This window comes from Pseudomonas sp. ZY71 (genome assembly GCF_036542145.1).
Classification (GTDB): domain Bacteria; phylum Pseudomonadota; class Gammaproteobacteria; order Pseudomonadales; family Pseudomonadaceae; genus Aquipseudomonas; species Aquipseudomonas koreensis_A.
The window spans coordinates 5741894-5768326 of record NZ_CP144274.1 but is presented as its reverse complement, the minus strand read 5'-3'; the positions used below and the strand labels follow the sequence as shown (position 1 = coordinate 5768326).

24 protein-coding genes are annotated in these 26433 nt (G+C 59.0%); 12 read left to right on the top strand and 12 right to left on the bottom strand.

The genetic code is table 11. From position 1 onward, the window contains the following. Nucleotides 1–92: 92 nt before the first annotated feature. Nucleotides 93–542 (top strand): DUF4879 domain-containing protein, encoded by a 450-nt coding sequence (locus tag VY732_RS25595; RefSeq protein WP_077574626.1) that lies wholly within the window; start codon nt 93–95, stop codon nt 540–542. A 66-nt stretch (nt 543–608) separates the two neighbouring features. Continuing rightward, nucleotides 609–1154 carry a DJ-1 family glyoxalase III gene (locus VY732_RS25590; protein ID WP_116029817.1) on the top strand — a complete coding sequence of 182 codons (546 nt, stop codon included), beginning with the start codon at nt 609–611 and terminating at the stop codon, nt 1152–1154. 12 nt (nt 1155–1166) lie between these two features. Here VY732_RS25590 and VY732_RS25585 read toward each other — a convergent pair whose 3' ends face one another. The 3 genes from VY732_RS25585 to VY732_RS25575 all read right to left on the bottom strand — a co-directional run bounded on the left by VY732_RS25585 (nt 1167) and on the right by VY732_RS25575 (nt 3070). Next, entirely contained in the window at nt 1167–1454 is a 288-nt protein-coding gene (locus tag VY732_RS25585) for a HigA family addiction module antitoxin (RefSeq protein ID WP_095048728.1), read from the bottom strand. A 14-nt stretch (nt 1455–1468) separates the two neighbouring features. Continuing rightward, nucleotides 1469–1747 (bottom strand): type II toxin-antitoxin system RelE/ParE family toxin, encoded by a 279-nt coding sequence (locus VY732_RS25580; RefSeq protein WP_116255876.1) that lies wholly within the window; start codon nt 1745–1747, stop codon nt 1469–1471. An 84-nt stretch (nt 1748–1831) separates the two neighbouring features. Beyond that, entirely contained in the window at nt 1832–3070 is a 1239-nt protein-coding gene (locus VY732_RS25575; RefSeq protein ID WP_007909739.1) for an MFS transporter, read from the bottom strand. 459 nt (nt 3071–3529) lie between these two features. On the opposite strand from VY732_RS25575, the gene VY732_RS25570 reads away from it, so the two are divergent. From VY732_RS25570 to VY732_RS25560, 3 genes are all read left to right on the top strand, one after another. Beyond that, entirely contained in the window at nt 3530–4975 is a 1446-nt protein-coding gene (locus VY732_RS25570) for a cytochrome ubiquinol oxidase subunit I (RefSeq protein WP_331692459.1), read from the top strand. Between the two features lie 3 nt (nt 4976–4978). Beyond that, on the top strand, nt 4979–5986 hold the full coding sequence (gene cydB / locus VY732_RS25565; protein WP_007909749.1) for a cytochrome d ubiquinol oxidase subunit II: 1008 nt from the start codon (nt 4979–4981) through the stop codon (nt 5984–5986). Between the two features lie 77 nt (nt 5987–6063). Beyond that, on the top strand, nt 6064–6231 hold the full coding sequence (locus VY732_RS25560; protein ID WP_123593196.1) for a DUF2474 domain-containing protein: 168 nt from the start codon (nt 6064–6066) through the stop codon (nt 6229–6231). Nucleotides 6232–6303: 72 nt separating this feature from the next. On the opposite strand, the gene VY732_RS25555 is transcribed toward VY732_RS25560, so the two are convergent. Both VY732_RS25555 and VY732_RS25550 read right to left on the bottom strand, forming a co-directional pair. Further along, a complete protein-coding gene (locus VY732_RS25555) occupies nt 6304–7428 on the bottom strand; it encodes a class I SAM-dependent methyltransferase (protein WP_331692458.1) in 1125 nt (374 codons plus the stop codon). A 177-nt stretch (nt 7429–7605) separates the two neighbouring features. Then, nucleotides 7606–8319, bottom strand: a complete 714-nt coding sequence (locus VY732_RS25550) for an autoinducer binding domain-containing protein (protein ID WP_331692456.1) — start codon at nt 8317–8319, stop codon at nt 7606–7608. A gap of 280 nt (nt 8320–8599) precedes the next feature. On the opposite strand from VY732_RS25550, the gene VY732_RS25545 reads away from it, so the two are divergent. Next, nucleotides 8600–9376, top strand: a complete 777-nt coding sequence (locus tag VY732_RS25545; RefSeq protein ID WP_331692455.1) for a ferredoxin--NADP reductase — start codon at nt 8600–8602, stop codon at nt 9374–9376. A gap of 44 nt (nt 9377–9420) precedes the next feature. Here the strand turns inward: VY732_RS25545 and mscL are convergent, their stop codons facing one another. Further along, nucleotides 9421–9834, bottom strand: coding sequence for a large-conductance mechanosensitive channel protein MscL (gene mscL, locus VY732_RS25540; protein ID WP_038361758.1), 414 nt, complete (start codon nt 9832–9834; stop codon nt 9421–9423). A gap of 286 nt (nt 9835–10120) precedes the next feature. Between mscL and katB the strand changes: the two genes are divergently transcribed. Genes katB through radA form a run of 3 tightly spaced genes read left to right on the top strand, consistent with a single transcriptional unit; the run spans nt 10121 to nt 13678 of the window. Continuing rightward, nucleotides 10121–11662, top strand: a complete 1542-nt coding sequence (katB, locus tag VY732_RS25535; protein ID WP_116029812.1) for a catalase KatB — start codon at nt 10121–10123, stop codon at nt 11660–11662. Nucleotides 11663–11719: 57 nt separating this feature from the next. Further along, nucleotides 11720–12265 (top strand): ankyrin repeat domain-containing protein, encoded by a 546-nt coding sequence (locus tag VY732_RS25530; RefSeq protein ID WP_331692453.1) that lies wholly within the window; start codon nt 11720–11722, stop codon nt 12263–12265. A 45-nt stretch (nt 12266–12310) separates the two neighbouring features. After that, the gene (radA, locus tag VY732_RS25525) at nt 12311–13678 is read left to right on the top strand and encodes a DNA repair protein RadA (RefSeq protein WP_007909773.1); all 1368 of its coding nucleotides are present in this window, start codon (nt 12311–12313) and stop codon (nt 13676–13678) included. 120 nt (nt 13679–13798) lie between these two features. Here the strand turns inward: radA and VY732_RS25520 are convergent, their stop codons facing one another. Continuing rightward, the gene (locus tag VY732_RS25520; protein WP_137216692.1) at nt 13799–14167 is read right to left on the bottom strand and encodes a PilZ domain-containing protein; all 369 of its coding nucleotides are present in this window, start codon (nt 14165–14167) and stop codon (nt 13799–13801) included. A gap of 159 nt (nt 14168–14326) precedes the next feature. Here VY732_RS25520 and VY732_RS25515 point away from each other — a divergent pair, with 159 nt between their 5' ends. The 3 genes from VY732_RS25515 (at nt 14327) to yjiA (ending at nt 17742) form a co-directional block, all read left to right on the top strand. Then, a complete protein-coding gene (locus VY732_RS25515; RefSeq protein WP_077574617.1) occupies nt 14327–16393 on the top strand; it encodes a carbon starvation CstA family protein in 2067 nt (688 codons plus the stop codon). Between the two features lie 15 nt (nt 16394–16408). Then, nucleotides 16409–16606, top strand: a complete 198-nt coding sequence (locus VY732_RS25510; protein ID WP_003228401.1) for a YbdD/YjiX family protein — start codon at nt 16409–16411, stop codon at nt 16604–16606. Between the two features lie 164 nt (nt 16607–16770). Beyond that, entirely contained in the window at nt 16771–17742 is a 972-nt protein-coding gene (gene yjiA, locus VY732_RS25505) for a GTPase (RefSeq protein WP_331692452.1), read from the top strand. 98 nt (nt 17743–17840) lie between these two features. Here yjiA and VY732_RS25500 read toward each other — a convergent pair whose 3' ends face one another. The 5 genes from VY732_RS25500 to morA form a co-directional block, all read right to left on the bottom strand. Continuing rightward, a complete protein-coding gene (locus VY732_RS25500; RefSeq protein ID WP_331692451.1) occupies nt 17841–18551 on the bottom strand; it encodes a GntR family transcriptional regulator in 711 nt (236 codons plus the stop codon). Nucleotides 18552–18570: 19 nt separating this feature from the next. Next, the gene (locus VY732_RS25495; RefSeq protein ID WP_331692450.1) at nt 18571–19275 is read right to left on the bottom strand and encodes a FadR/GntR family transcriptional regulator; all 705 of its coding nucleotides are present in this window, start codon (nt 19273–19275) and stop codon (nt 18571–18573) included. A gap of 83 nt (nt 19276–19358) precedes the next feature. Next, nucleotides 19359–20672 (bottom strand): C4-dicarboxylate transporter DctA, encoded by a 1314-nt coding sequence (locus VY732_RS25490; RefSeq protein ID WP_331692448.1) that lies wholly within the window; start codon nt 20670–20672, stop codon nt 19359–19361. A 275-nt stretch (nt 20673–20947) separates the two neighbouring features. Further along, nucleotides 20948–22201 carry a serine hydroxymethyltransferase gene (gene glyA, locus VY732_RS25485; protein WP_077574612.1) on the bottom strand — a complete coding sequence of 418 codons (1254 nt, stop codon included), beginning with the start codon at nt 22199–22201 and terminating at the stop codon, nt 20948–20950. 240 nt (nt 22202–22441) lie between these two features. Further along, nucleotides 22442–26290, bottom strand: coding sequence for a cyclic di-GMP receptor MorA (gene morA / locus VY732_RS25480; protein ID WP_123593204.1), 3849 nt, complete (start codon nt 26288–26290; stop codon nt 22442–22444). Between the last annotated feature and the right edge of the window lie 143 nt (nt 26291–26433).

The window sequence follows — 26433 nt, the reverse complement described above, 5'->3', positions numbered from 1 at the left end:
TATGGCGGTTGTTGGTGTCGATCGTCGGCGAAGTTTTGCCTTGAAGCCAACTGCGCCATACTGCGCGCTGATTTTTTCGGGGCGGGAAGCGCATGAGCAGTTGCTGGATAAAGGTTTTGGGTTTGATTGCCGCACTGATGGCCGGGATGTCGACGGCCTGGGCGGCATCGGCACCGCCGTTGACGCAAGTGAAGGTGATCAAGGTGCAATCGCCTGCCTGCGGCCTTGAAGACATCGGCGATGGGCAGACGCAAACCCAGTGCAATCACAGCGGACCGAATATCAAGGTTTACGTGCTCGAAGTCGGCTACGGCAAGAGCCAGCCCCAGGTCGCACTGGACGGTTTTGAAGTGAACGGCACCCGAGCCCCGGTGTGTGCCTTTGATAACGGCAACCTCACCGAATGCACTCCCGGCAACAAAACCGTCGGTTCTCTTTATACCTTCGATCTGGCGGGCAAGCAGGAAGGCACTTTCACCTTCAGCAACACCTCGATCAACGCGCCACGCAATACAATGTCGACCCAGATTTACATCAAGTAACGGCTGTTGCAGCGCGATCCGGGTGAAGCTGACTACGCTTCACGTATCACCCAGCGGATAGCGCCCATGACCTTTAGAGCCCTGATTACCCTCGCCGAGGGCATCGATGATCTGCAAAGTGTGACCCTGATCGACGTGCTGCGCCGCGCCGGCATCGAAGTGGTCGCCGCCAGTATTGAAGGACGACGCATGCTGACTTGCGCGCGTGGCACGCGCCTGACCGCCGACGGCATGCTGGTCGATGTGCTGGCGCAAACCTTCGACCTGATCGTCTTGCCCGGCGGCGCCGTTGGCGCACAGCACCTGGCGGCGCATCAACCGCTGCAACAGTTGCTCAAGGATCAGGCCAGCGCCGGACGCCTGTTCGCCGCCATCGCCGAATCCCCGGCCGTCGCCCTGCAAAGCTTCGGTGTGCTGCGTCAACGACGCATGACCTGCCTGCCCAGCGCCAGTCATCAACTCTCGGGCTGTACGTTTGTTGATCAACCGGTGCTGGTCGATGGCAACTGCGTCACCGCGCAAGGCTCCAGCGCTGCGCTGGAGTTTGCCTTGACGCTGGTCGAGCAAATCGGCGGCAAGGCCTTGCGGGTGAAAGTGGCGGGGGAGTTGTAGTGGCTGGAGGTGTCAGGCGTGGACAGCGATCAGTTCGATAACCGGTTGCTCCCGATGCTCCGCTTGCCACAGATCGTAGTCGGTTTGTACGCCTAGCCACACACGCGCCTTGCCAATGCCGGCACGCTCAAGACGCACAGCCAGATCCGGACTGATTGGCGCATGTCCGTGTAATACACGGGAAAGATGTGGGCGCGCGAAGCCCAAGTGTCGGGCCAATTCGGTCACGCTGATGCCAAGCTCGGGCAAAACATCCATCAGCAGTGTTTCGCCGGGGTGTGGCGGGTTGTGCATGGGCATGAGCCTGCCTCCTGTCAGTGGTAGTCCAGATAATCGACCAGTTCGATATCCGAACCGACAAAACGAAAGATCACTCGCCAGTTGCCTGAAACGCTCAGCGACCAGTACTCCGTCAGTTCACCTTTCAATCGATGCAGGCGCCAACCCGGAAGGTCCAGATCTGCGGGAATCGTAGCGCGATCCATGAACTGCAGCATGCGCGACAGCCGTTTTGCGTGGTCGGCACGAATCCCGCGAGTCGAACCTGTTTCATAGAAGCCTCGAAGGCCTTTGTGCTGAAAGGATTTGATCATGGGCTCGAGTGTAAGGCGATACATTACACTCGGTGCGGTAACTATGTACCGCACCTTTTCAGTTATTTTGTGTTTTGGAGGTTGTCAGACCTTCACCTCTTCCACCGGCACATGCATCCGGTCCCGGTTCGCCAGCGTCGGGAACAACTTGATCCACGTCCCGGTCACCACCAGCGTGCCGATTCCGCCCATGACCACCGCCGGCACCGTGCCGAACCAGTGGGCTGTGACGCCGGATTCGAATTCACCCAACTGGTTTGAAGCACCGATAAACAGCCCGTTCACCGCGCTGACCCGGCCGCGCATTTCGTCCGGGGTTTCCAGTTGTACGAAGGACGCGCGGATGACCATGCTGATCATGTCCGCCGCGCCGAGCACCACCAGTACCGCGAGGGAGAACCAGAATGAGGTCGACAGGCCGAAGGCAATGGTCGCGACGCCAAACACCCCGACCGCGGTGAACATCACCCGACCGACATTGCGCTCCACGGCAAATCGCGCAAGGAACAGCGACATCCCCAGTGCGCCGACCGCCGGTGCCGAACGCAGCAACCCGAGGCCCCACGGTCCGGTCAGCAGGATGTCCTTGGCGAATACCGGCAGCAGCGCCGTGGCCCCGCCGAGCAGTACCGCAAACAGATCCAGCGAAATCGCCCCGAGAATGTCCGGGCGACTGCGAATGAAGCGAATCCCCGCCAGCAACGAATCCAGCGTGGCTTTGCCTTTGTTCAACGGCGTTTGCCGCGCGGGCAGGTTGAGCATCAAGGTGCAGGCAATGACGTAGAGCAGCACGGTCGGGCCATAGACCCAGACGCTGCCAAATGCGTAAAGCAAACCACCCAGCGCCGGGGCGACGATCGTTGCTGACTGTTGCGCCGACTGCGCCGCCGCTACGGCCCGAGGGAATAGCGCGCTGGGCACAATACTTGGCAGCAACGCCTGTGTGGTCGGCATCTCGAACGAGCGCGCCGCGCCGAGCAGGAAGGCGAGGATGAAGATCATCTCGCGGGTCACGTGATCGGTGGCGCTGCCGATGGCCAGCGCCAGCGCGATCAACGCCTGTAACGACTGGCAGATCGCCGCGACTTTACGCCGGTCATAACGGTCGGCGACATGCCCGGTGTGCAGCATGAACAGCACGCGCGGAGCGAATTCGACCAGCCCGACCAGACCCAGATCGAGGACGTTGCCGGTCAATTGGTAGAGGTTCCAGCCAATCGCCACGGTGAGCATCTGGAAACCGCTGGCGGTAAAGATCCGCGCGAACCAGAAAGCGAGAAACGGGCGGTGATGACGTAACAGCAGGGGCTCTTGGCTGGGCATCTGAAGGCAGGTCTGGCTCGAGGGGAATGCCGAGGTTATCACCAGTCTGTAACAGGAAGTTGCTATGGCAAAAAATTTAGTTAGGAGGACATCGAATTTTTTGCGGTGCAGATTGATTCCGCTGTTCGGGAATTTGTGTCGTCCTCGGAATCTGTACTGTTTTCCTCGCTTACGACACGCCGGGGATTTGTTGCAGAGCATTGCCCCGCCGATGAGGCAACTTGTCACGCGGCAAACGACCACGCAGTTCATCGGCAAAAATGGGACTACTCTTTCAACGTTGCTTGATCCAGATCAAGACCCAAAAGGAATTGATCCGGTGGCCAGTTGGCCAGACTCCCTGCGTTGCGATGGTTGTTTAAAAAGAACGAATCAGAATTCGCCGCACTCCATATCCGTGGGGGCAGTGGGTGCAGGCCTCCGGGTCCGCAGCCGGTACTACCTGACAGAGGAAGCCATATGTTCGGTTTAGAGGCACTAGATCTCGCCCGAATTCAGTTCGCGTTCACCATCTCGTTCCACATACTGTTCCCGGCCATTACCATTGGCCTGGCGAGTTACCTCGCGGTACTCGAAGGCCTGTGGCTGAAAACCCGTAACGACACCTATCGTGACCTCTACCATTTCTGGTCGAAGATCTTCGCCGTCAACTTCGGCATGGGCGTGGTCTCGGGGCTGGTCATGGCCTATCAGTTCGGCACCAACTGGAGCCGCTTCTCGGACTTCGCCGGCGCCGTCACCGGACCATTGCTGACCTATGAAGTGCTCACGGCATTCTTCCTCGAGGCCGGTTTCCTTGGGGTGATGTTGTTCGGCTGGAACAAGGTCGGGCGCGGGCTGCACTTCTTTTCCACCGTCATGGTGGCGATCGGCACGCTGATTTCGACCTTCTGGATTCTCGCGTCCAACAGCTGGATGCAGACCCCGCAGGGCTTCGAAATCATCAACGGTCAGGTGATTCCCACCGACTGGCTGGCGATCATCTTCAACCCATCGTTCCCCTATCGCCTGATGCACATGGCGACGGCTGCGTTCGTCGCTACGGCATTCTTCGTCGGCTCCTCGGCGGCCTGGCACTTGCTGCGTGGCAAGGACAATCCGGCGATCCGCACGATGCTGTCGATGGCGATGTGGATGGCGCTGATTGTCGCGCCGATCCAGGCGGTCATCGGCGACTTCCATGGTCTGAATACGCTCAAGCATCAGCCGGCAAAAATCGCCGCGATCGAAGGTCACTGGGAAAACCACGGTGACGAAGCCACGCCGCTGATCCTGTTCGGCTGGCCGGACATGAAGGAAGAGAAAACCAAGTTCGCCGTGGAGATTCCGTATCTCGGCAGCCTGATCCTCACGCACTCGCTGGACAAACAGGTGCCAGCGCTCAAGGAGTTTCCGCCGGAAGACCGGCCGAATTCGACCATCGTGTTCTGGTCGTTCCGGGTCATGGTCGGCCTCGGTTTCCTGATGATCTTCACCGGTCTGTGGAGCCTGTGGTTGCGCAAACGCGACACGCTCTACACCTCACGGCCATTCCTTTATCTGGCGTTGTGGATGGGGCCGTCCGGCCTGATCGCGATCCTCGCTGGCTGGTTCACCACTGAAATCGGCCGTCAGCCGTGGGTGGTCTACGGACTGATGCGCACGGCAGACGCCTCTTCGAACCACAGCTTCATGCAGATGAGCATCACCCTGATCATGTTTGTGGTGGTGTACTTCGCCCTGTTCGGTGCTGGTCTCGGTTACATGATGCGTCTGGTGCGCAAAGGGCCGAAGATCAGCGAAGGCACGGAAACGCCGGACGGTGGTCCAGGCAAGAAACGCACACCGGCGCGTCCGTTGTCCGCCGCCGACGATTCGGCCGATGCCGATCACGACGACACCCCCAGCCTGACCAAGGAGATTTGAGCCATGGGTATTGATCTTCCGCTGATCTGGGCCGTGATCATCATCTTCGGCATCATGATGTACGTGGTCATGGACGGCTTCGATCTGGGCATCGGGATTCTATTCCCGTTCATTCCCGGCAAAGTCGACCGTGACGTGATGATGAACACGGTCGCCCCGGTCTGGGACGGCAACGAAACCTGGCTGGTATTGGGCGGCGCGGCGTTGTTTGGCGCGTTCCCGCTGGCCTATTCGGTGGTGTTGTCGGCGCTGTACCTGCCGCTGATCTTTATGTTGATCGGTTTGATCTTCCGTGGTGTGGCGTTCGAGTTCCGCTTCAAGGCCAAGGACGACAAGCGTCATCTCTGGGACAAGGCCTTCATCGGTGGCTCGGTGGCGGCGACGTTCTTCCAGGGCGTAGCGCTGGGCGCGTTCATCGATGGCTTGCCGGTGGTCAATCGGCAGTTCGCTGGCGGTTCACTTGACTGGCTGACGCCGTTCACAATGTTCTGCGGCGCCGCACTGGTGGTGGCGTATGCCTTGCTCGGCTGCACCTGGCTGATCATGAAAACCGAAGGCAAGCTGCAGGAACAGATGCATGACCTGGCACGGCCATTGGCTTTCGTACTGCTGGCCGTGATCGGTATTGTCAGTATCTGGACGCCGTTGGCTCATCCGGATATTGCCACCCGCTGGTTCAGCATGCCGAACCTGTTCTGGTTCATGCCGGTGCCGATTCTGGTGCTGGTGACGATGTACGGCCTGATCCGCGCGGTGGCGCGCAATGCCAACTACATGCCGTTCCTGCTGACCCTGGTGCTGATCTTCCTCGGTTACAGCGGTCTGGGCATCAGCCTGTGGCCGAACATCGTGCCGCCGTCGATCTCGATCTGGGACGCCGCCGCACCGCCGCAAAGTCAGGGCTTCATGCTGGTGGGCACGCTGTTCATCATCCCGTTCATCCTGGGTTACACCTTCTGGAGCTACTACGTGTTCCGCGGCAAGGTCACCCACGAAGACGGCTATCACTAAGCAAAACCCTGTGGGAGCGAGCCTGCTCGCGATGGCGTCGGCGATGGCGCCATCAATCTTGAAGAGGTTTGAAGAAAATGACTGGAAAACATTCCCTGCACGACATTGAACAAGCCGAAAAAAAACCGCTGTGGCAGCGGCTCGGCTGGTTGGCCCTGATCTGGGGCGGCAGCGTCGGCGTGTTGTTCATCGCCGCCAGCCTGATGCGCATGTTCATGAATGCCGCAGGCCTGACCACGCACTGAATCATCCCCGTCCCGGCGCCTTCGGGTACGGCTTTGCAACCCTCCTCGCGGAGGGTTTTTTTTGCCTGAAGGTTACTTGCGCGCCTTGAGGATCACGAATTTCGGCGTGGCGGCCACTTGCTCGACGCCGCGAAACAGCCGCGCCAGTTTGCTGTGGTAACCCAAATGACGGTTGCCGACGATGTACAGCGCGCCACCCACCACCAGCGCTTCACGTGCCTGCTGGAACATGCGCCAGGCCAGAAAGTCACCGACCACTTGCTGCTGATGGAACGGCGGATTGCACAGCACCACGTCCAGCGATTGTGCTTCCTGTCCGGCCAGACCATCGCCGGCCCGCACAATCACCTCGCGATCGCCCAGCGCTGCGCGCCAGTTCTCGGCAGCCGATTGCACCGCCATGAACGACTCGTCGACCAGCGTGTAATGCGCATCGGGGTTTTGCAGCGCACTCGCGATGGCCAGAACACCATTGCCACAGCCCAGATCGGCGATTCGGGCATTGCCCAGGTTTTTCGGCAGATGCGGGAGGAAGGCGCGTGTGCCGATGTCCAGGCCCTCGCGGCAGAACACGTTGGCGTGGTTAAGCAATTCGATCGACGGCTCGTCGAGGCGATAACGGGAAGGGTAGGGCGACACAGCCGGGGCCTTTGCTGCTGGCGTGGCGATCAACAGCCGTGCCTTTTTCACCGCCAAAGAAGCTTGTACCGGACCGATGTAGCGCTCAAGCAGATCACCGGCAGCGCGTGGCAGGTGTTTGACCATCGCCGCTGCGATCACTTCGGCGCCGGGCGCGAGCTGCCCTTGCAAGCGGATCAGTTGTTCTTCCAGCAGCGCGAGGGTTTTCGGTACGCGGATCAGTACCCGGTCGAACGGTCCGACCAATGGCTCGCTGGCGGGGATCCCGCAAACAGCGTCAAACGCCTGGCCATTGCGCAACAGGTTTTTCTCGAGCCCCTGAAACCCCAGAAACGAGTCGCCGCTGCTGCTGACCTTGACCTTGCCGAGCAGGCTGGCCGCCAGCGCACCAAAGCTGTCGTTGAGCACCAATACGCGCGTGTCGGCCGTCGGTTGCTGCGCAGCCAAATGGTTGAGCAGGTATTCGTCGGCGGCATCGAAGGCTTGCAGCGGTTCGTTCTGCTGTTCTGGCTGGCGGATCAGATCGAGTTGGGCGAAGGGCGTATCAAGCAAAGGCATGGGGCGGGGACTCAGGGTAATCAACAGGGTGTTCCGCAGCCCTGACAGTGTGCGGCGGAACCGACCGAGTGTAAGGCAACGCAGAATGTTCGCGTCATCACTCAGGAGGGCCACAAATGGTACGTTTTTTTCTTTGTTATTACCCGCACGTTTTGTAAAGGAGGCACGACCGATCGACTAGATGATGCCGGCTTTGGTGGCCTTTGTAACAGCGGACATCTTGTTGCAGGCCCCGAGCTTCACGATGAGGTTTTGCACGTGATAATTCACGGTGCGCTCGCTCAGGTTGAGAATCTTCGAGATTTCATAGGCCGTTTTGCCGGCAGCAGATAATTGCAGAACCTCAAGTTCTCGTGGCGACAGGTGCGGCTGGCGAGGTTTGAGAGACTCTCGCGGCAGCGTCCGGGCAAATAGCTCACTCAAGTGGCTGGTGGCGTAGAACATATAACCAAAATGTTCATACAGCTCCAGAGGACTGATCGGGCAGTGCCTGCGCGCCAGGCTGATGATGCTGCACAAGCCACTTGGCTCATGGTGGAACGCCTGTGACCAGCCATGTTGCAGACCGTACTGTTGTAATCCTTGCCAGAACGGGGGGGTATCTGCGAATACCGATTCGCACCAGACAATAGGCGTCATTGAATGATTGCAGTGTGCTATCAGTGGGTCAACTTTACTGTAGTTGTTTTTCTCGTATTGTGAATTCCATTCGTCAGGGTAGTTATTGATTTGCAAGGGTTTAAGCGGTATGTCGCGATGAAGTGAAACAACCGAAATCGCGCAAAAGTTGAAACCTAGATTTTCCGCGAATTGCAACAATATCGGATAAGCAGTTTCTACTCCTTTGGCAAAAGTCAGTCTTTTCAACTGTGACTCCTTCCACGTTTCCATCTTGAACACTCCATAGACGTTGCGGGGCACCGAATGGATCCAAAGGATCCGGCACGCAACGAAGTGTAGGATGTTTCTTACAATGGGCTTTAAATTTTTTCGAGATTGCAGATAGCGAAATATCCATAAAGCGTTCTTAGGGTGGACGATGTTTATATTTATATTGTCATCTGATAAATACTGCCGGATTGATTAAGTGTTCGAATGCCATTACCAATTATCGGTGTTTAGACCAGTTAATTTGCGCGACACTCACGGCAATCGTTCAATGGAGTACCCCATGACCGCCAGCGCAGAGCAATACACCACGCAGACTTTACTCGATGTCCAACCCCTGACCCCGAGCCTGTTTACCTTGCGCACCAGCCGGGATGCCGGTTTTCGTTTCCGCGCCGGGCAGTTCGCTCGGCTGGGTGTGGTCAAAGCTGACGGCAGCATTGTCTGGCGGGCTTATTCGATGGTGTCGTCGCCGTTTGACGACTATCTCGAATTCTTTTCCATTGTGGTGCCGGGCGGGGAGTTCACCAGTGAGCTGAGTCGGCTGCAGGTCGGCGACAAACTGCTGGTGGATCGCCAGGCGTTCGGCTACCTGACCCTTGATCGCTTCGTCGACGGGCGCGATCTATGGCTGTTATCCACAGGCACCGGGGTGGCGCCGTTTCTGTCGATTCTGCAGGACTTCGAAGTCTGGGAAAGATTCGAGCGCATCCTTCTGGTGTACAGCGTGCGCGAGGCGCGGGAGCTGGCCTATCAGGATTTGATTGCCGGACTCAGGCAGCGCGACTATCTCAGCGAACATGCCCACAAATTGCAGTTCATCGCGACGGTGACGCGTGAAACACATCCAGGTGCTCTTCACGGGCGCATCACCACCTTGATCGAAAATGGTGAGCTGGAGCACGCAGCGGGCGTGGAACTGTCGGCTGAGCACTCGCGTGTCATGCTGTGCGGCAATCCGCAGATGATCGATGACACGCGCGCGTTGCTGAAAAAACGCCACATGAGCCTCAGCCTCACCCGCCGGCCTGGCCAGGTGGCGGTGGAAAACTACTGGTAAACAAACGGCGCCTCGAAGGCGCCGTTGTTTCTATCGTGCAAGGTTCAGGGCCGGGTGTTCTGGGCCTTGAGCAAGTCGCGGATCTCGCCCAGCAACTCTTCTTCCTTGGTCGGAACCGGTGGCAGGGTCGGGGCCACGGCTTCTTCGCGCTTGAGGCGGTTGATGGCTTTGACGCCCATGAAGATCGCGAAAGCGACGATCACGAAGTCCAGAATGGTCTGCAGGAACTTGCCGTAGGCCATTACCACCGCAGGTGCAGCGCCATCGGCGGCCTTGAGCGTGATGGCCAGATCACTGAAGTCCACCCCACCGATCAGCAGGCCGATTGGCGGCATGATGACGTCACCGACAAACGACGAAACAATCTTGCCGAACGCGGCCCCGATGATGATACCGACGGCCATGTCGACCACATTGCCTTTGACCGCGAAGGCCTTGAACTCACTTAGCACGCCCATAGTTATTTCCTTGTTACAGATGAGTTTGGTGTACGCAGTGTAAATCAGCAAAACGCGTCCTGCGCGAAACACCTTCTTACAATGCCCGTTTTTATCGACACATCAATCGACGATTAGTTTGCAAAGTGCCATCAATCGCGCGCGAAATATACGGTAACTCGCTGATCGGAAAGCCAATTTTCTCAATCATGGCGTTACGTTCTTTCTATTTATGTTCGACGTCGCAGGCCTCTAGCCTTGGGTTGGCGCATCTGGATGCGCCCCAAAACAACCAGAGGATCCTGATATGAATTCCGCACTTGGACTGGGGGCTTTTCCCCGTCGCCGCACCCTCGGTGTACTCACCGCCAGCCTGTTGACCTTCTCCGTCAACGCCGCTCCGCTGACCCGCGATAACGGCGCCGCCGTCGGCGACAATCAGAACTCGCAGACCGCCGGCGCCAACGGCCCGGTGCTGCTGCAGGACGTGCAACTGATTCAGAAGCTGCAACGCTTCGATCGCGAGCGCATCCCCGAGCGCGTGGTTCACGCACGCGGCACCGGTGCCCATGGCACCTTCACGGTGACCAACGACCTCAGCGACCTGAGCAAGGCCAAGGTGTTTGCCGCCGGCCAGAGCACCCCTGTATTTGTGCGCTTCTCTGCCGTGGTGCACGGTAATCACTCGCCGGAAACCCTGCGCGATCCACGAGGTTTCGCCACCAAGTTCTACACGGCTGACGGTAACTGGGATCTGGTCGGCAACAATTTCCCGACCTTTTTCATTCGCGACGCAATCAAGTTTCCCGACATGGTGCACGCGTTTAAACCGGACCCACGGACTAACCTCGATGACGATTCGCGTCGATTCGACTTCTTCTCCCATGTTCCAGAAGCTACTCGTACGCTGACCGAGTTGTATTCGAACTCGGGCACTCCCGCCAGTTATCGAGAAATGGACGGCAACGGCGTACATGCGTACAAGTTGATCAACGCCAAAGGCGAAGTTAACTATGTAAAGTTTCACTGGAAGAGCTTGCAGGGAATTAATAACCTGACGCCAAAACAAGTCGCCAACGTTCAGGGTCAAGACTACAGTCACATGACCAATGATCTGGTGAGTAATATCAATAAAGGCAATTTCCCGAAATGGGACTTGTACATTCAAGTGCTGAAACCACAAGACTTGTCCAAGTTTGATTTTGATCCATTAGACGCCACCAAGATCTGGCCAGGTATTCCTGAACGAAAAGTTGGACAAATGGTGTTGAACCGTAATCCGGCGAATGTCTTCCAGGAAACCGAACAAGTGGCCATGGCGCCAGCGAATATTGTTCCGGGTATCGAGCCTTCCGAAGACCGTTTGTTGCAAGGTCGAGTGTTCTCTTATGCCGATACGCAGATGTATCGCTTGGGTGCCAATGCCCTGCAATTGCCAATCAATGCATCGAAAGTTGCCGTGAACAATGGCAATCAGGACGGTGCGATGAACTTCGGTGCCAGCAATAGCGGCGTGAACTATCAGCCGAGCCGCCTGCAACCGCGTGAGGAGACCCAGAGTGCACGTTACAGCCAGTCGGCGCTGTCGGGCAGCACGCAGCAGGCGAAAATCCAGCGTGAGCAGAACTTCAAGCAGGCCGGCGATCTGTATCGCTCGTTCAGCAAGCAAGAACGCCGGGATCTGATCGACAGCTTCGGCGGCTCGCTGGCGACCACCGATGACGAGAGCAAGCACATCATCCTGTCCTTCCTTTACAAGGCCGACCCGGAATACGGCACCGGTGTGACCAAAGTGGCCAAGGGTGACCTGAGCCGGGTCAAGGCGTTGGCGGCCAAACTGGCCGACTGATCTCGATGTAGCACACGGGGCCTGAGTCAGGCCCCGTTCCGTGCAAGGAGACTACTCATGCGAATCTGTCTTTTACTGTTGGCCGGTTGCCTTTCGTTCGCGGCGTGGGCGGCACCGGTCGAGCAGAGTCCCGCTGTGATCAAAGCCCAGCTACAGGACTACTACTTCGATGCGGCCCGGCGCGGTGATGTACCGATGCTCGACACCTTTATCGAGTCCGGCTATTCCCTCGATACCCGCGACAGCAAAGGCTACACCGCGCTGATTCTCGCGGCTTATCACGGTCAAGCGCCGGCGGTGGAGCGGTTACTCGCGGCCGGCGCCGATGCCTGTGCGCAAGATCAACGTGGCAACACCGCGCTGATGGGGGCGATTTTCAAAGGTGAATTACAGATCGCCCGCCGCTTGATGGCCACCAATTGCAGCCCCGATCAGCGCAACGGCGCCGGGCAGACGGCGGCCATGTACGCCGGGTTGTTCAAGCGTCTGGAGTTGCTTGATGCATTGAAGGCCAAGGGCGCTGACCTGAATGCCGAGGATCCGTTGGGCAATAGCGCCGCGCGTCTGGCCAGCGGCGAAATCCGTAGTGCTGCGCCGCGCTGATCGGCAGCACGTGCGTTATCATCGCGGTTTTTGTCGGGGGTTCTGATGGCCAAGGCCAAGCGCATGTACGGCTGCACCGAGTGCGGCGCAACCTTTCCCAAGTGGGCCGGGCAGTGTGGGGAATGTGGTGCCTGGAACACCCTGACCGAAACCATGATCGAAAGTGGCGGTGCCACCGCTCCGACCGGGCGTACCGGTTGGGCCGGGCAACAGGCGCAGATCAAGACCCTGGCCGAAGTCAGCATTGAAGAGATACCGCGCTTCTCCACCGCGTCCGGTGAACTGGATCGGGTTTTGGGCGGCGGTTTGGTCGATGGTTCGGTGGTGTTGATCGGCGGTGATCCTGGCATCGGCAAATCGACGATCCTGTTGCAGACCCTGTGCAACCTCGCCAAAAGCATGCCGGCCCTCTATGTCACCGGCGAAGAATCCCAGCAGCAAGTGGCCATGCGGGCCCGCCGTCTCGGCTTGCCGCAGGATCAACTGCGGGTGATGACCGAAACCTGCATCGAAACCATCATCGCCACGGCCCGTCAGGAAAAGCCCAAGGTGATGGTGATCGACTCGATCCAGACGATCTTCACCGAACAACTGCAGTCGGCACCCGGCGGTGTTTCCCAGGTACGTGAAAGCGCGGCGTTGCTGGTGCGGTATGCCAAGCAGAGCGGCACGGCGATTTTCCTCGTCGGCCACGTGACCAAGGAGGGCGCGCTGGCCGGTCCTCGCGTCTTGGAGCACATGGTCGACACCGTGCTGTATTTCGAAGGTGAGTCCGATGGCCGCTTGCGCCTGCTGCGCGCAGTGAAAAACCGTTTTGGTGCGGTCAACGAATTGGGCGTGTTCGGCATGACTGACAAGGGTTTGAAAGAAGTCTCCAACCCGTCGGCGATTTTTCTTACTCGTGCGCAGGAAGAAGTCCCGGGCAGTGTGGTCATGGCGACGTGGGAAGGCACCCGGCCGATGCTGGTGGAAGTGCAGGCCTTGGTCGATGACAGTCATCTGGCCAACCCGCGTCGTGTGACATTGGGGCTTGATCAGAACCGTTTGGCGATGTTGCTTGCCGTTTTGCACCGCCATGGCGGCATCCCGACCCATGATCAGGACGTGTTCCTCAACGTGGTGGGCGGGGTGAAGGTGCTGGAGACGGCGTCTGACCTGGCGCTGATGGCGGCTGTCATGTCGAGCTTGCGCAATCGACCGTTGCCGCATGATCTGTTGGTATTCGGCGAGGTCGGCTTGTCCGGTGAAGTGCGCCCGGTACCGAGCGGGCAGGAGCGTCTAAAGGAAGCGGCCAAGCATGGCTTCAAGCGAGCTATTGTGCCGAAGGGCAATGCGCCGAAGGAATCCCCGCCGGGTTTGCAGATTATTGCCGTGACCCGCCTCGAACAGGCCCTCGACGCACTCTTCGAATAAACCACCGACCCCTGTAGGAGTGAGCCTGCTCGCGATAGCGGTGAACCAGTCAACGCAAATGTTGAATGACAAATCGCTATCGCGAGCAGGCTCACTCCTACATTTGATCTGTGGCGGATTCTAGATTTCGATCAGGGCGCCCAGTTCGCGCTCAAGTTCCGCTTCGTCAGCCAGATTGAGCTCGATCAGGCGTCGCAAGCGCTGGATCGATTCCAGACTGATATGTCGGCAGACAAAACCCAGCTGGCCTTTTTCTTCATGGGCCAGTTGCACATCCATCTCGATATCGACGTCATCGCTCAGGTGAATGTCGACGAGAAAATCCTGTTCCATATCCCCAAGCCAAGGCTCTGGCCGCTCGATCAGCAATCCTTTCAGCGACAGGTCGATCAGCTTCACCGGCCAGATAAACTGGCCCTGACTCAGCTCGGTTCTGGCATCGAACGCAATACGTTTGAAGCGACGTCGATTGGCGGGGTGCTCGCTCATGGCGCAATCCTCATGAAGGTTCGCTGACTATAGACCGCGAATGCGGGCGCCAGCCAATCGCTAAAGCGTCTAGACCAACGTCGGGGTATGGCCTTTGGCGCCGTAAGCGCTAAACTCGGGGTGGCTGTCTTTCTTGTCCACCCTGGCTGGAATAATAAAATGAAAAATAATAATAGCCTGCTACGCCACTTACCCTGGCTATTGCTGGCAATCGTAGGAGCGTGCGCCCTGGGCGTAGTGGCATTGCGCCGCGGCGAGGCGATCAACGCCTTGTGGATCGTGGTCGCTGCCGTGGCCATTTATCTGGTTGCGTACCGTTACTACAGCCTGTTCATCGCTAACAATGTGATGCAACTCGATCCGCGTCGGGCCACCCCCGCCGTGCTCAACAACGATGGTCTGGACTATGTGCCGACCAACAAACACATTCTTTTCGGTCACCACTTCGCTGCCATCGCTGGCGCGGGGCCTCTGGTCGGCCCGGTATTGGCGGCGCAGATGGGCTACTTGCCCGGCACGCTGTGGCTGATTGCCGGTGTGGTGCTGGCGGGCGCGGTGCAGGACTTCATGGTTCTGTTCATGTCGACCCGGCGCAACGGCCGCTCCCTGGGTGACATGGTGCGTGAAGAAATGGGCCGCATTCCCGGCACCATCGCCCTGTTCGGCTGCTTCCTGATCATGATCATCATCCTCGCGGTGCTGGCATTGATCGTGGTTAAAGCGCTGGCCGAGAGCCCGTGGGGCATCTTCACCGTGATGGCGACCATCCCGATCGCGATGTTCATGGGCATTTACATGCGCTACATCCGCCCGGGCCGTATCGGCGAAATCTCCGTGGTCGGCGTGTTGCTGCTGCTCGGTTCGATCTGGCTCGGTGGGCAGATTGCTGCTGATCCGGTGTGGGCCAAGGCGTTCACTTTCACTGGCGTGCAGATTACCTGGATGCTGGTCGGTTACGGTTTCGTCGCGGCATCGCTGCCGGTGTGGCTGATTCTCGCACCGCGTGACTACCTGTCGACATTCCTCAAGATCGGCACCATCATCGCCCTGGCGATCGGTATTCTGGTGACCATGCCCGAGCTGAAAATGCCGGCGCTGACCCAGTTCGTCGACGGCACCGGCCCTGTATGGAAGGGCGGTCTGTTCCCGTTCCTGTTCATCACCATCGCTTGCGGTGCGGTTTCCGGTTTCCACGCGCTGATTTCTTCGGGCACCACGCCGAAGCTGCTGGATAACGAAACCAACGCCCGTTACATCGGTTACGGCGGCATGCTGATGGAGTCGTTCGTGGCGATCATGGCCATGGTTGCTGCTTCGGTGATCGAGCCTGGCGTGTACTTCGCCATGAACAGTCCGGCCGCCGTGGTTGGCAGTGATGTCGCTTCGGTTGCGCAAGTGGTTTCCAGCTGGGGCTTCGCGATCACGCCAGAAGCGCTGCAAGCCGTGGCGCATGACATTGGTGAAACCACCATCCTGGCCCGTGCCGGCGGTGCGCCGACCCTGGCGGTCGGTATCGCGCAGATCCTGCACAGTGTCCTGCCGGGTGAAAACACCATGGCGTTCTGGTACCACTTCGCGATCCTGTTCGAAGCGCTGTTCATCCTCACCGCTGTCGACGCCGGTACCCGTGCCGGACGTTTCATGCTGCAGGATCTGCTCGGCTCTTTCGTGCCAGCGCTGAAGCGTACCGAATCGTGGACGGCCAACCTGATCGCCACCGCTGGTTGTGTGGCGATGTGGGGCTGGTTGCTCTACCAAGGCGTGATCGATCCACTGGGCGGCATCAACACCTTGTGGCCACTGTTCGGTATCTCCAACCAGATGCTGGCCGGTATCGCGCTGATGCTCGGCACCGTGGTCCTGATCAAAATGAAGCGCCAGCGCTACATCTGGGTCACCCTGCTGCCAGCCACTTGGCTACTGATCTGCACCACGACCGCGGGCTTCATCAAACTGTTCGATGCCAACCCGGCGATCGGCTTCCTGTCGCTGGCCAAGAAATACAGCGATGCCCTGGCCAATGGTCAGGTGCTGGCACCGGCAAAAAGCGTCGAGCAGATGCAGCACGTGATCTTCAACGCTTACACCAACGCAACGCTTACCGCGCTGTTCCTGTTCGTGGTCTTCAGCATCCTGTTCTACGCGCTCAAAGTCGGCATCGCCGCTTGGGGCAAAAAAGAGCGTACGGATAAAGAATCGCCATTCCAGGCCCTGCCGGACGCGTAACCAGAGGATTGCAGCATGTTCAATGACCTGAGTCGCCTCGGTAAATACCTCGGTCAGGCCGCGCGCCTGATGGTCGGCATGCCCGACTACGACACCTACGTCGAGCATATGCAAACCAAGCACCCGGACAAACCGGTGATGAGCTACGAGATGTTCTTTCGCGAACGTCAGGAAGCTCGTTACGGTGGCAAGGGTGGGCCGAAGTGCTGTTGAGCTGACAGCCTGCGGTTGATGCAATACACCCTGTGGGAGCGAGCATGCTCGCGAATACGGAGTGTCAGTTGATGAATGATTTGACTGACACACCGCTTTCGCGAGCAGGCTCGCTCCCACATTTGTTTTTGTGTTGTTCATTCATTTTGTGAAGGGGATCTGTTTTGTCTTCTCCCATACCTGTAACGGTACTCAGCGGTTTTCTCGGAGCCGGCAAGACCACCTTGCTGCGCCATATCCTCAAAGCCGAGCACGGCCTGAAAATCGCCGTGATCGAAAACGAATTCAGCGACGCCGGTATCGACACTCAGCTGCTGGGTGACGAGCCGGTGCAAGTCATGACCCTAGCCAACGGCTGCGTCTGCTGCACCATTCACACCGACCTGACCAAGGCGCTGTACTTGCTGCTTGAACGGCTGGACAGCGGTGAGATTGCGTTCGATCGTCTGGTCATCGAGTGCACCGGCCTGGCCGATCCAGCACCCGTGGCGCAGACCTTTTTCATCGATGAGGAATTGCGCGAGCGTTATCTGCTCGACGGCATCATCACCTTGGTCGATGCCGCGCACGCAGACGTGCACCTGACCCAGACCATCGCCCAGGCACAGATCGGTTTTGCCGATCGCCTGCTGGTGAGCAAGACCGACTTGGTGGACGAGGCGACTTTCAATGCGTTGAGCGAACGCCTGACGCGGATCAATCGTCGCGCGCCAGTCCGTGTGGTTGATCACGGCAACATCGATCTAGGTGAATTGCTCGACGTGCGCGGCTTCAACCTTAACGCCGATCTCGGCGGTGGTTTGAGCTTGCGTCCGGTGAGCAAGGCGCCGTCGATTGATCGTATTTCCAGTCTGGTATTGCGCACCGATCAGCCGCTGGATATCGATCAGCTCAGTGAATTCATGAATGAACTGCTGGAAGAGCACGGCAAACAATTGCTGCGTTACAAGGGCGTGCTGAACATTGCCGGTGAGGATCGGCGTTTGGTGTTTCAGGGCGTGCTGAAACTCTATGGTTTCGACTGGGACACCGAGTGGGCCGAGGGTGAGGCGCGGGAGAGTGTGATTGTGTTTATTGCCGATGAGTTGCCGGAAGAGAAGATTCGGGCGGGGTTTGCCAGGGTGGCTTCTGCCTGATGGGTTTGTAGTGTCAATGATGACGCCATCGCGAGCAGGCTCACTCCTACAGGGGAACGCGTTTCAAATGTAGGAGTGAGCCTGCTCGCGATAGCAATCTAACCTGCAACACAATGCTCAAGGTCTGAACCCAGCAGGGTCTGCTCAAGATGATCCAGATGCTGATTCATCAGCATGCCAGCCTTGGAAGCATCGCCACGCTCGACTGCCTCAACCAACGCCAAATGTTCCCGCCAAGCGCAACAGCTGTGCGTCAGAGACGAACTTCGCGCAATCGCCAATGACGTCAGCGGCACCAAACTGCCGAGAAAATGCGCCAACGGTGCATTCCCCGCCATCTGCGCCAAGTGCAGATGAAACTCCCCCGACAAGCGAATCGCCGTCCCGCGCCGATCCTGCTCGACCGCCTGACGCTCGCGCTCGATCAACCCGCGCAAGCGTTTCAACCCTTCCGCCTGCGGACGTTGGCAGGCCAGACGCACCAAGGTGTTTTCGGCCAGACGCCGCGCATGCAGAGCCTGCCGCGTCTGCTCCCGATCGGGAGCTGCCACACGCGGCCGATGATTGGCGCGCAGCACAATGACCTGCTCAAGCGACAACTGCGTCAGTACCCGCCGCACATCGGCACGACTGGCGCAGAACATCTCTTTCAAACTGTCTTCGGTGAAACGGCTGGCCGGATCGATGCGCTGCTCGAGAATCGCGTCGAACAGTCGCGGGTACAGATCCTCCGCCGGCACTCTTACGCGGGAGAAGGGCAGGGGCGCAGTGGTCGGGTGGGTTTGCGACGGTGAAGCGAAACTGTTCATGGCCTGTCTCCAATAGAAATCAGCGACTCAAGTTGTCATCCGGAATGTTCAGCTCAATCCCCATGCGCTGACCTTCGCGCAAAATGTGCCGACGCATTTCGGCGCTGGCCTGGGCGCTGTTCTTGCTGCGGATCGCGCGGACCACCGCTTCGTTTTCTTCCAGCCGCTCGGCCAGATGCTCCGGTGAATTGCGCAGCACTTCGGCGCTCTGCTTGAGGGCGTTGCTGGTTTGCTGCACCACGCTCTGGAAGATCGGATTCGAGGTCAGGGTGAACAGCTCTTCGTGGAAGGCGATGTAGGCGCTGACCCCGGCGTCACTGTCGCCGGCCTCAAGGGCTTCGCGCATGTCCATCAGGGTCAGGCGCAACTGGCCGACTTCCTTGCTGCTGATCGACTGCGCCACCAGACCGACAATGAACGGCTCAAGGGTGTAGCGCAGTTGCAGCACGTCTTCGAGGCTGGCACCGGCGACTGCGCTGTCGTGGCTCTGGCTGTCGCCGATTTGCGCGTCGAGCACGACCACGCCTTTGCCCGGCATCGAACGGACGAGGCCGAGGGTTTCCAGAACGATCACCGCTTCACGCAGGCTCGGCCGGCTGATGCCCAGTTGTTCGGCCAGTTCACGCTGGCCCGGCAGCATCTCGCCGGAGCGCCACTGGCCTCGGGCCAATGCGGCGCGCAGTTTTTCTACGACTGAGTTGACGACGGTTGATGTGGTAATCACTTGTCTCGCTCCATGTGCCTAAAGGGGCACCGCAAACCGAGATCAAGAGATCGCCATTTGCGGCAGCGCCGATAGGGTTGAAATCAGAACTCCTGCTGGTGCGCCGGAGTTGCTGGTTTACGCGGCTGAAAGGTGTAGCCCTGCTGACCGCTGAGTACTTTGTTGGCGCGTTGGACGTCGATGTCTTTTTCCCAACGGGCGATCGCAACCGTGGCGACGCAGTTGCCGATCAGGTTGGTCAGTGCCCGGCCGATGCCCATGAACCAGTCCACCGCCAACACCAGCACCAGACCGACCACCGGGATCGCCGGAATCGCTGTCAGCGTGGCCGCCAAAATCACCAGCGCTGAGCCGGGAATACCGTGAGCGCCTTTGGAAGTGATCAGTGACACCAGCAGAATGGTCAGCAGGTCGGTCATGGCCAGCGGCGTGCCGGTGGCGTTGGCGATGAACACGATGGCCAGGGTCAGGTAGATCGAAAAACCGTCGAGGTTGAACGAGTACCCGGTCGGAATCACCAGCCCTACGGTCGAGCTGCCTATGCCGAGGTGTTCGAGTTTGCGCATGATTTGCGGCAGCACAGCGTCGGACGAGGCGGTGCCCATGACGATCAGCAGTTCTTCACGCAGATACTTCAACAGCGGCCACATGCGCAGGCCGGAGGCGCGCATCACCAGACCGAGAATCACGCTGACGAAAGCGATGCAGGTCAGGTAGAACAAACCGACCAGACTGCCCAGGTGTTGCAGCGAATCGAGGCCATATTTGCTGGTGGTGAAGGCAATCGCGCCGAACACGCCGATCGGCGCCAGACGCACGATCATGCCCATGATCCGGAAGATCACATGGCTCAGTTCGTTGATCAGTCGCGAGATGCCGGAGGCCGCTTCGCCGACCAGATTCAACGCGCTGCCGAACAGTACCGAAAACAGCAGCACCTGCAGAATGTTGTTTTCAGCGAAGGCGCCGATCACTGAAGTCGGGATCAGGTCCATGAGGAACTGCGTGGTGGTGTGCATGTGCTGACCGCGTTCGGCGAGATCGCCCATGTCGGCGGTCGACAGCTGCTCCAGATGAATATTCGCGCCGCTGCCAATACCGGTGCTGAAGGCGAAGACCAGACCGATGATCAGGGCGATGGTTGTCAACACTTCGAAGTAGATCACCGATTTCAGGCCGATGCGCCCGACCTTCTTCAGATCGCCCGCGCCGCTGATGCCGCTGACCACTACGCAGAACACGATGAGGCCGATGAGCATCTTGATCAGTTTGATGAAGCCGTCGCCGAGCGGTTTGAGCTGGGCCGAGTATTCAGGAAGGGTCAGCCCGCAGACGATGCCGAGCACCAGTCCGAGAACTACTTGGAGGAAGATTGAACGCGAGCACCATCTGAGCATGGGAGGAATCCTGGTCGGTGTCCTGGCTGCTGGCGCTTGCACGCTCAGATTCAGGACTTAATTATTGTGGTCTTACCGGTATGTCCAGTGCGGGTGCAGTCTAGGCGCTGTTTTTTAGACATCGCAAGTGAAAATTGATGAATTGGCATGACCGGTCTGACCAGTTGTGCGGTGAGTCCCATTCTTGAGCGGTTCAGGCGTTTGAAAAAATTCAGGCGAAAAAAAACCGGCCAATCACTTGGCCGGTTTTTCATGCTGCGGGTTTACCGTCGCAATTAAGCGCCGTATACCGGCAGTTTCTTGCAGATGGCTTTGACTTTCTCACGAACGGCGTCGATCACCGCTTCGTTGTTCAGGTCAGCCAGGATGTCGCAGATCCAGCCGGCCAGCTCTTTGCACTCTGCAACCTTGAAGCCACGAGTGGTCACAGCCGGAGTACCGAAGCGCAGACCGGAAGTGACGAACGGCGAGCGTGGATCGTTTGGCACGGAGTTTTTGTTCACGGTGATGAACGCTTTGCCCAGAGCGGCGTCAGCGTCTTTACCGGAGATGTCCTGCTTGATCAGCGACAGCAGGAACAGGTGGTTCTTGGTACCGCCCGAAACCACGTCGAAACCGCGCTCGATGAACACTTCGGCCATGGCCTGGGCGTTCAGCACCACTTGTTCCTGGTAGGCCTTGAACTCAGGCTGCAGCGCTTCCTTGAAGCAGATCGCCTTGGCAGCAATCACGTGCTCCAGCGGGCCACCTTGGGCGCCCGGGAATACCGCGGAGTTCAGCTTTTTCTCGATGTCGGCGTTGGCGCGCGCCAGGATCAGGCCGCCACGTGGACCGCGCAGGGTCTTGTGCGTGGTGGTGGTCACGACGTCAGCGAAAGGTACCGGGTTCGGGTAAACACCCGCGGCAACCAGACCGGCGACGTGAGCCATGTCGACGAACAGGTAAGCACCGACTTTGTCAGCGATGGCGCGGAAGCGCGGGAAGTCGAGAATCTGCGAGTAGGCAGAGAAACCGGCGACGATCATTTTCGGCTTGTGCTCAACCGCCAGACGCTCGACTTCGTCGTAGTCGATCAGGCCGTTGGCGTCGATGCCGTACTGCACAGCGTTGTACAGTTTGCCGGAGGAGGAAACGCTGGCGCCGTGAGTCAGGTGACCACCGTGGGCCAGGCTCATGCCCAGAATGGTGTCGCCACCTTGCAGCAGGGCCAGGTAAACAGCGGCGTTTGCTTGCGAACCGGCGTGCGGCTGAACGTTGGCGTAATCGGCGCCGAACAGCTCTTTGGCGCGGTCGATGGCCAGTTGCTCAACGATGTCGACGTACTCGCAACCACCGTAGTAACGCTTGCCTGGGTAGCCTTCAGCGTACTTGTTGGTCAGGACCGAGCCTTGAGCTTCCATCACCGCTGGGCTGGTGTAGTTTTCCGAAGCGATCAGCTCAATGTGTTCTTCCTGGCGCTGAGCTTCTTGCTCCATGGCGGCAAAAAGGTCGGCGTCGTACTTGGCAATAGTCAAATCACGGCTGAACATGGCGGTCCTCAAGGATCGGGGGCAGAAAAGGGGGGCATTCTAACCCAATGGGTTTTGGATGGCATATGAAACGACATCATGTCGCAGACAAGTGGCGTTCATGACAGATGTGCGGTGCTTTTGAAGGCCTCTTCGCGAGCAGGCTCGCTCCCACAGTAACCGAGGTGCTCTCGCGATTTTCTGACCGACATCAATCCCTTGTGGGAGCGACCCTGCTCGCGAATGCCGCGCCGCAGGACTTCAGTCGAACATGAACAGCGCGTCATTACTGAACTGCGCCTCGAACCGCCCCGCCGGCATCGGCCGCCCGAACAGATAGCCCTGAACCTCATCGCAGCCATGTTCGCGCAAGAAGTCCAGTTGCTCATGGGTTTCCACGCCTTCGGCGATCACCGCCAGATTCAGGCTGTGCGCCATGGCGATGATCGCTCGGGCAATCTGCGCATCCTGCTCACCCGACGGCAGACCGTCGACAAACGTGCGGTCGATCTTCAGCACGTCGATCGGGAATTGCTTGAGGTAGTTTAGCGACGAGTAGCCGGTGCCGAAGTCATCGACCGCGATGCTCAGGCCAAGGTTTTTCAGCCCGGCAAGAATCTGCATCGCTTCGCTGACTTCACGCATCAGGATACTTTCGGTCAGTTCCAGCTCCAGGCACGCCGGCGGCAGGCCGGTTTCGCGCAGGATCGTCGCGATCCGTGTGCCGAGCTGACCATCGGAGAATTGCCGCGCAGAAATGTTCACCGAGACCTTCGGCACGCGCACGCGGTTCTGGTGCCAGGTCTTAAGTTGGCGGCACGCCTCGCTGATCACCCAGTCGCCAACGTCCACCACCAGCCCGAGCTCTTCCAGCACCGGAATGAAATCTCCCGGCGGCACCAGTCCACGGCGTGGATGACGCCAGCGCAACAGCGCTTCAGCACCGGTCAGACGCTTGCCGTCGCCGCTGAATTGCGGTTGGTAATACAGGACGAATTCGTTCTGTTCCAAGGCGTGGCGCAAATCGCTTTCCAGTTCCAGACGCTCCAGCGCACTGGCGTTCATGTCGGCCTGATAGAACTGGAAGTTGTTCTTGCCGCGTTCCTTGGCGTGGTACATCGCGGTGTCGGCGTTCTTCATCAACTGGCTGAGTTCGTTGCCGTCCTGCGGGCTCAGGGCGATGCCGATACTCGCGGTGACGAAGAACTCGCGACCTTCAAGCACGAACGGTCGCACCAGGCTGCCAAGGATCTGCTCGGCGACATGAATCGCCCGGTTCAACGCCATTTCGCGGCTGGAGCGGTGTTGCAGCAGCAGCGTGAATTCGTCACCGCCCATGCGCGCCACGGTGTCGTCATCATCGACGCAGGCCAGCAGGCGCGTGGCCATGTCTTTCAACATGCGGTCGCCGGCGGCGTGGCCGAGGGAGTCGTTGATCGGTTTGAAACGGTCGAGGTCGAGGAACATCAGCACCACCCACGACTTCTGCCGTTCGGCCGATTGCAGCGCGGTGTGCAGGCGATCCTGGAACAGCGTGCGGTTCGGCAAATGCGTCAAGGCGTCGTAGTAGGCGAGGCGGTGAATCCGCTGCTCGCTGGCCTTGCGCTCGCTGATGTCGCTGAAGAAGCACACGTAACTGGCCAGATCACCCTCGTCGTCGAGCACCGCGGTGATGCCGACCCACGCCGGGTAATGCTCGCCGTTGCGGCGCTTCATCCAGACTTCGCCTTCCCACGTGTTGTGCTCGTGCAATTGCTTGATCACGTAACGCAGGTGCGCGTCCTGCTGTTCATCAACGGTGAGCATGTTCGGCAACTGGTCGAGCACTTCGCTCACGGCGTAACCGCTGACGCGGCTGAAGGCTTCGTTGGCTTGCACGATGTAGCCGGCCGGGTCGGTGATCAGGATCGCCGAGGTCGAGTGCTCGAACACCGTGGCGGCCATGCGCAGGTCTTTTTCGGCGCGGCGTTGCTGACTGATGTCGCGACCGACACCGAGTACGCCTTCGAACGCGCCATGTTCGTCCCACACCAGCACCAGACGCAGCTCGATCGGGATCTTGCGGCCATCGGCGCGCAGGCAGTCGAACAGGAACATTTGCGTCTGCACCTGATTGCGCAACACCGCCAGTTGCTCGGGTTTGTCCAGCGCCTTGCTGACCCGATCCATCAGCGTGTAGATGCCGCTCAGTTGTTGCGGGTTGGCGATGGTCGATTGCCAGCCGTTCTGGAAAATCCATTCGGCGTCGTAGCCCAGCACGGCTTGCACCGACGGGCTGACGTAGTTCAGCGAGAGCTTGCTGTCGGTGGAGAAGATCACGTCGCTGATGCTTTCGGCGAGCATGCGATAACGCTGCTCACTGTCGCGCAGGGATTCGCTGGCTTCGATCTGTTCGGTGATGTCCTTGGCCACGCCGATGATCCGCGTGACCTGATCGTGTTTATCGCGGGCCAGCGCCTGTTCGCGAATATCGAAACGCCGCCATTTGCCGTCGCGATGGCGGAAACGCAACTGGCACTGGAGCAACTGACTGTAACCGGCGTGACGCTGCATCTGCCGCGAGCGATGGTAGTAGTCGGCATCTTCCGGGTGCAGCAGGATCTCCCAGAAATACTCGCCCATCTGGTGCAGTTCGGTGCGGTTGTAGCCGAGGGTCTGGCCGAGGTGGTGGTTGCTGAAAATCATCCGCTGGCTGATCACGTCCTGCACGTACAGGTGATCCGGCACGGTGCGCACCACGTCCGACCAGAAGCCTTCGCGCTCGAGCAGCGACAGTTCGATCAGCTTGCGGCTGGTGATGTCGTTTATGCTGAGGATCACCGCTTTGTAGTCGTGCTGCTCGGTCGGCAGGCGCAACACCATCCACAGGTGCTGGTCGCGGCCATTGATGTCCGGCAGTTTGATTTCCAGTTCCAGCTGCTTTTGTTGCTGCAACACGGCGTCAAGCACTTGATTGCCGATCGCGCACTGGCGGTGTGGATGGCCGTCGATCAACAGTTGCCAGGCGTGCTCGCAGGAATTGACGTTGAGCAATTGCAATGCGACCTGGTTGACCTCGGTGACGCGCAATTCCTGCAGCAGTTGCTGGCGTTGCTGCGGTTGGTCGAGCCAGGCCTTGAGCTGGTCGCTGGTCTGGATCTGCGCCTTGTCGAAGACCTGCTTCAAACCGGACAGATCAAGCACACAGAGGGCCACGCCGGTGCCTTCGAAAATGTCCTGATAGCGTCGACGACCTTCGTGCAACTGGCGCTGGCGACGGCGCATGTTCAACAGCGCAATCACCGGCAGCAGCGAGAACGCCAGACCCAACAGGCACTTGCCGATAAACGCCGGCAGCAGTTCTTCGAGCACGCGCTGACGGTCGAACAGGCCACGCAACTGCCAGTCGCTGCTGCTTAGCGGCACGGTCAGCACGGTGTTGGCCATGTCGTCCGGACTCAAGACGCCGGGCCTGGCCGAAGGCTGCGCTTCGTCGCGGCTGATGATCTGATGATTGACGCGGTTTTCTACCAGCCACAACGGGCGGATGCCGGTTTCGCCCTGTTTGGTCAGCGAGTCGAAGAAGGTCGGGGTCAGGCGTAACGCCCAATAACCGCGCGTGCTGCCGCTAGCCTGATGCAATAACAGATGCACCACCGAACCGTCATCGGCGTTGCTGAAGTAATGCGCCTGTGCACGGCTGCGGCGCACCAGTTCGCTCAGGTAATCGGCGTCGTGGCTGTTGTCGGCACTGTCGCTGATGATTTTTCCGGAAGGGGTGAGCAGGGCCAGGCTGCGCAGGTCAGGCAAGGATTGCTGGAGCTTGCGCAGCAGCGCCTGCTGTTCGTCGGCTGATTGCGGCTGTTCGACGATCGGTAGCAGATTGAGGGCGATTTGCGCGTTCAGCGCCATGTTCAGGCTGACCTGCGAGGCGAGGTCAGCGGTGTAATCGATGGTGTACTGACGCTGGTTTTTCTGGGTTTCGCGCAGTTGATCGAGCAGTTGCCAGAACAACAAGGCGAGCAACAAAAGCACGAGTGTCGCCAGCGCACCCTTTAATGTACCGCGCAGGGACGAGCCGGGCGCCGGTGGGGTGCTGCTCACAGAAGCTGGCGGAGTGACATTGGACAAGCTGTAATCCTGCGGTTTGGCTGGACTGGCGCGACGTGCACTATAAGCCGGACGCCCAAAGGGCGGCTAGCATGCCTTGAGTCGTGGCGAAGTGCCAGCCCCGCGCGGCTGGACTGCCTTTCATCAATCAGGTAGCTTTGCCG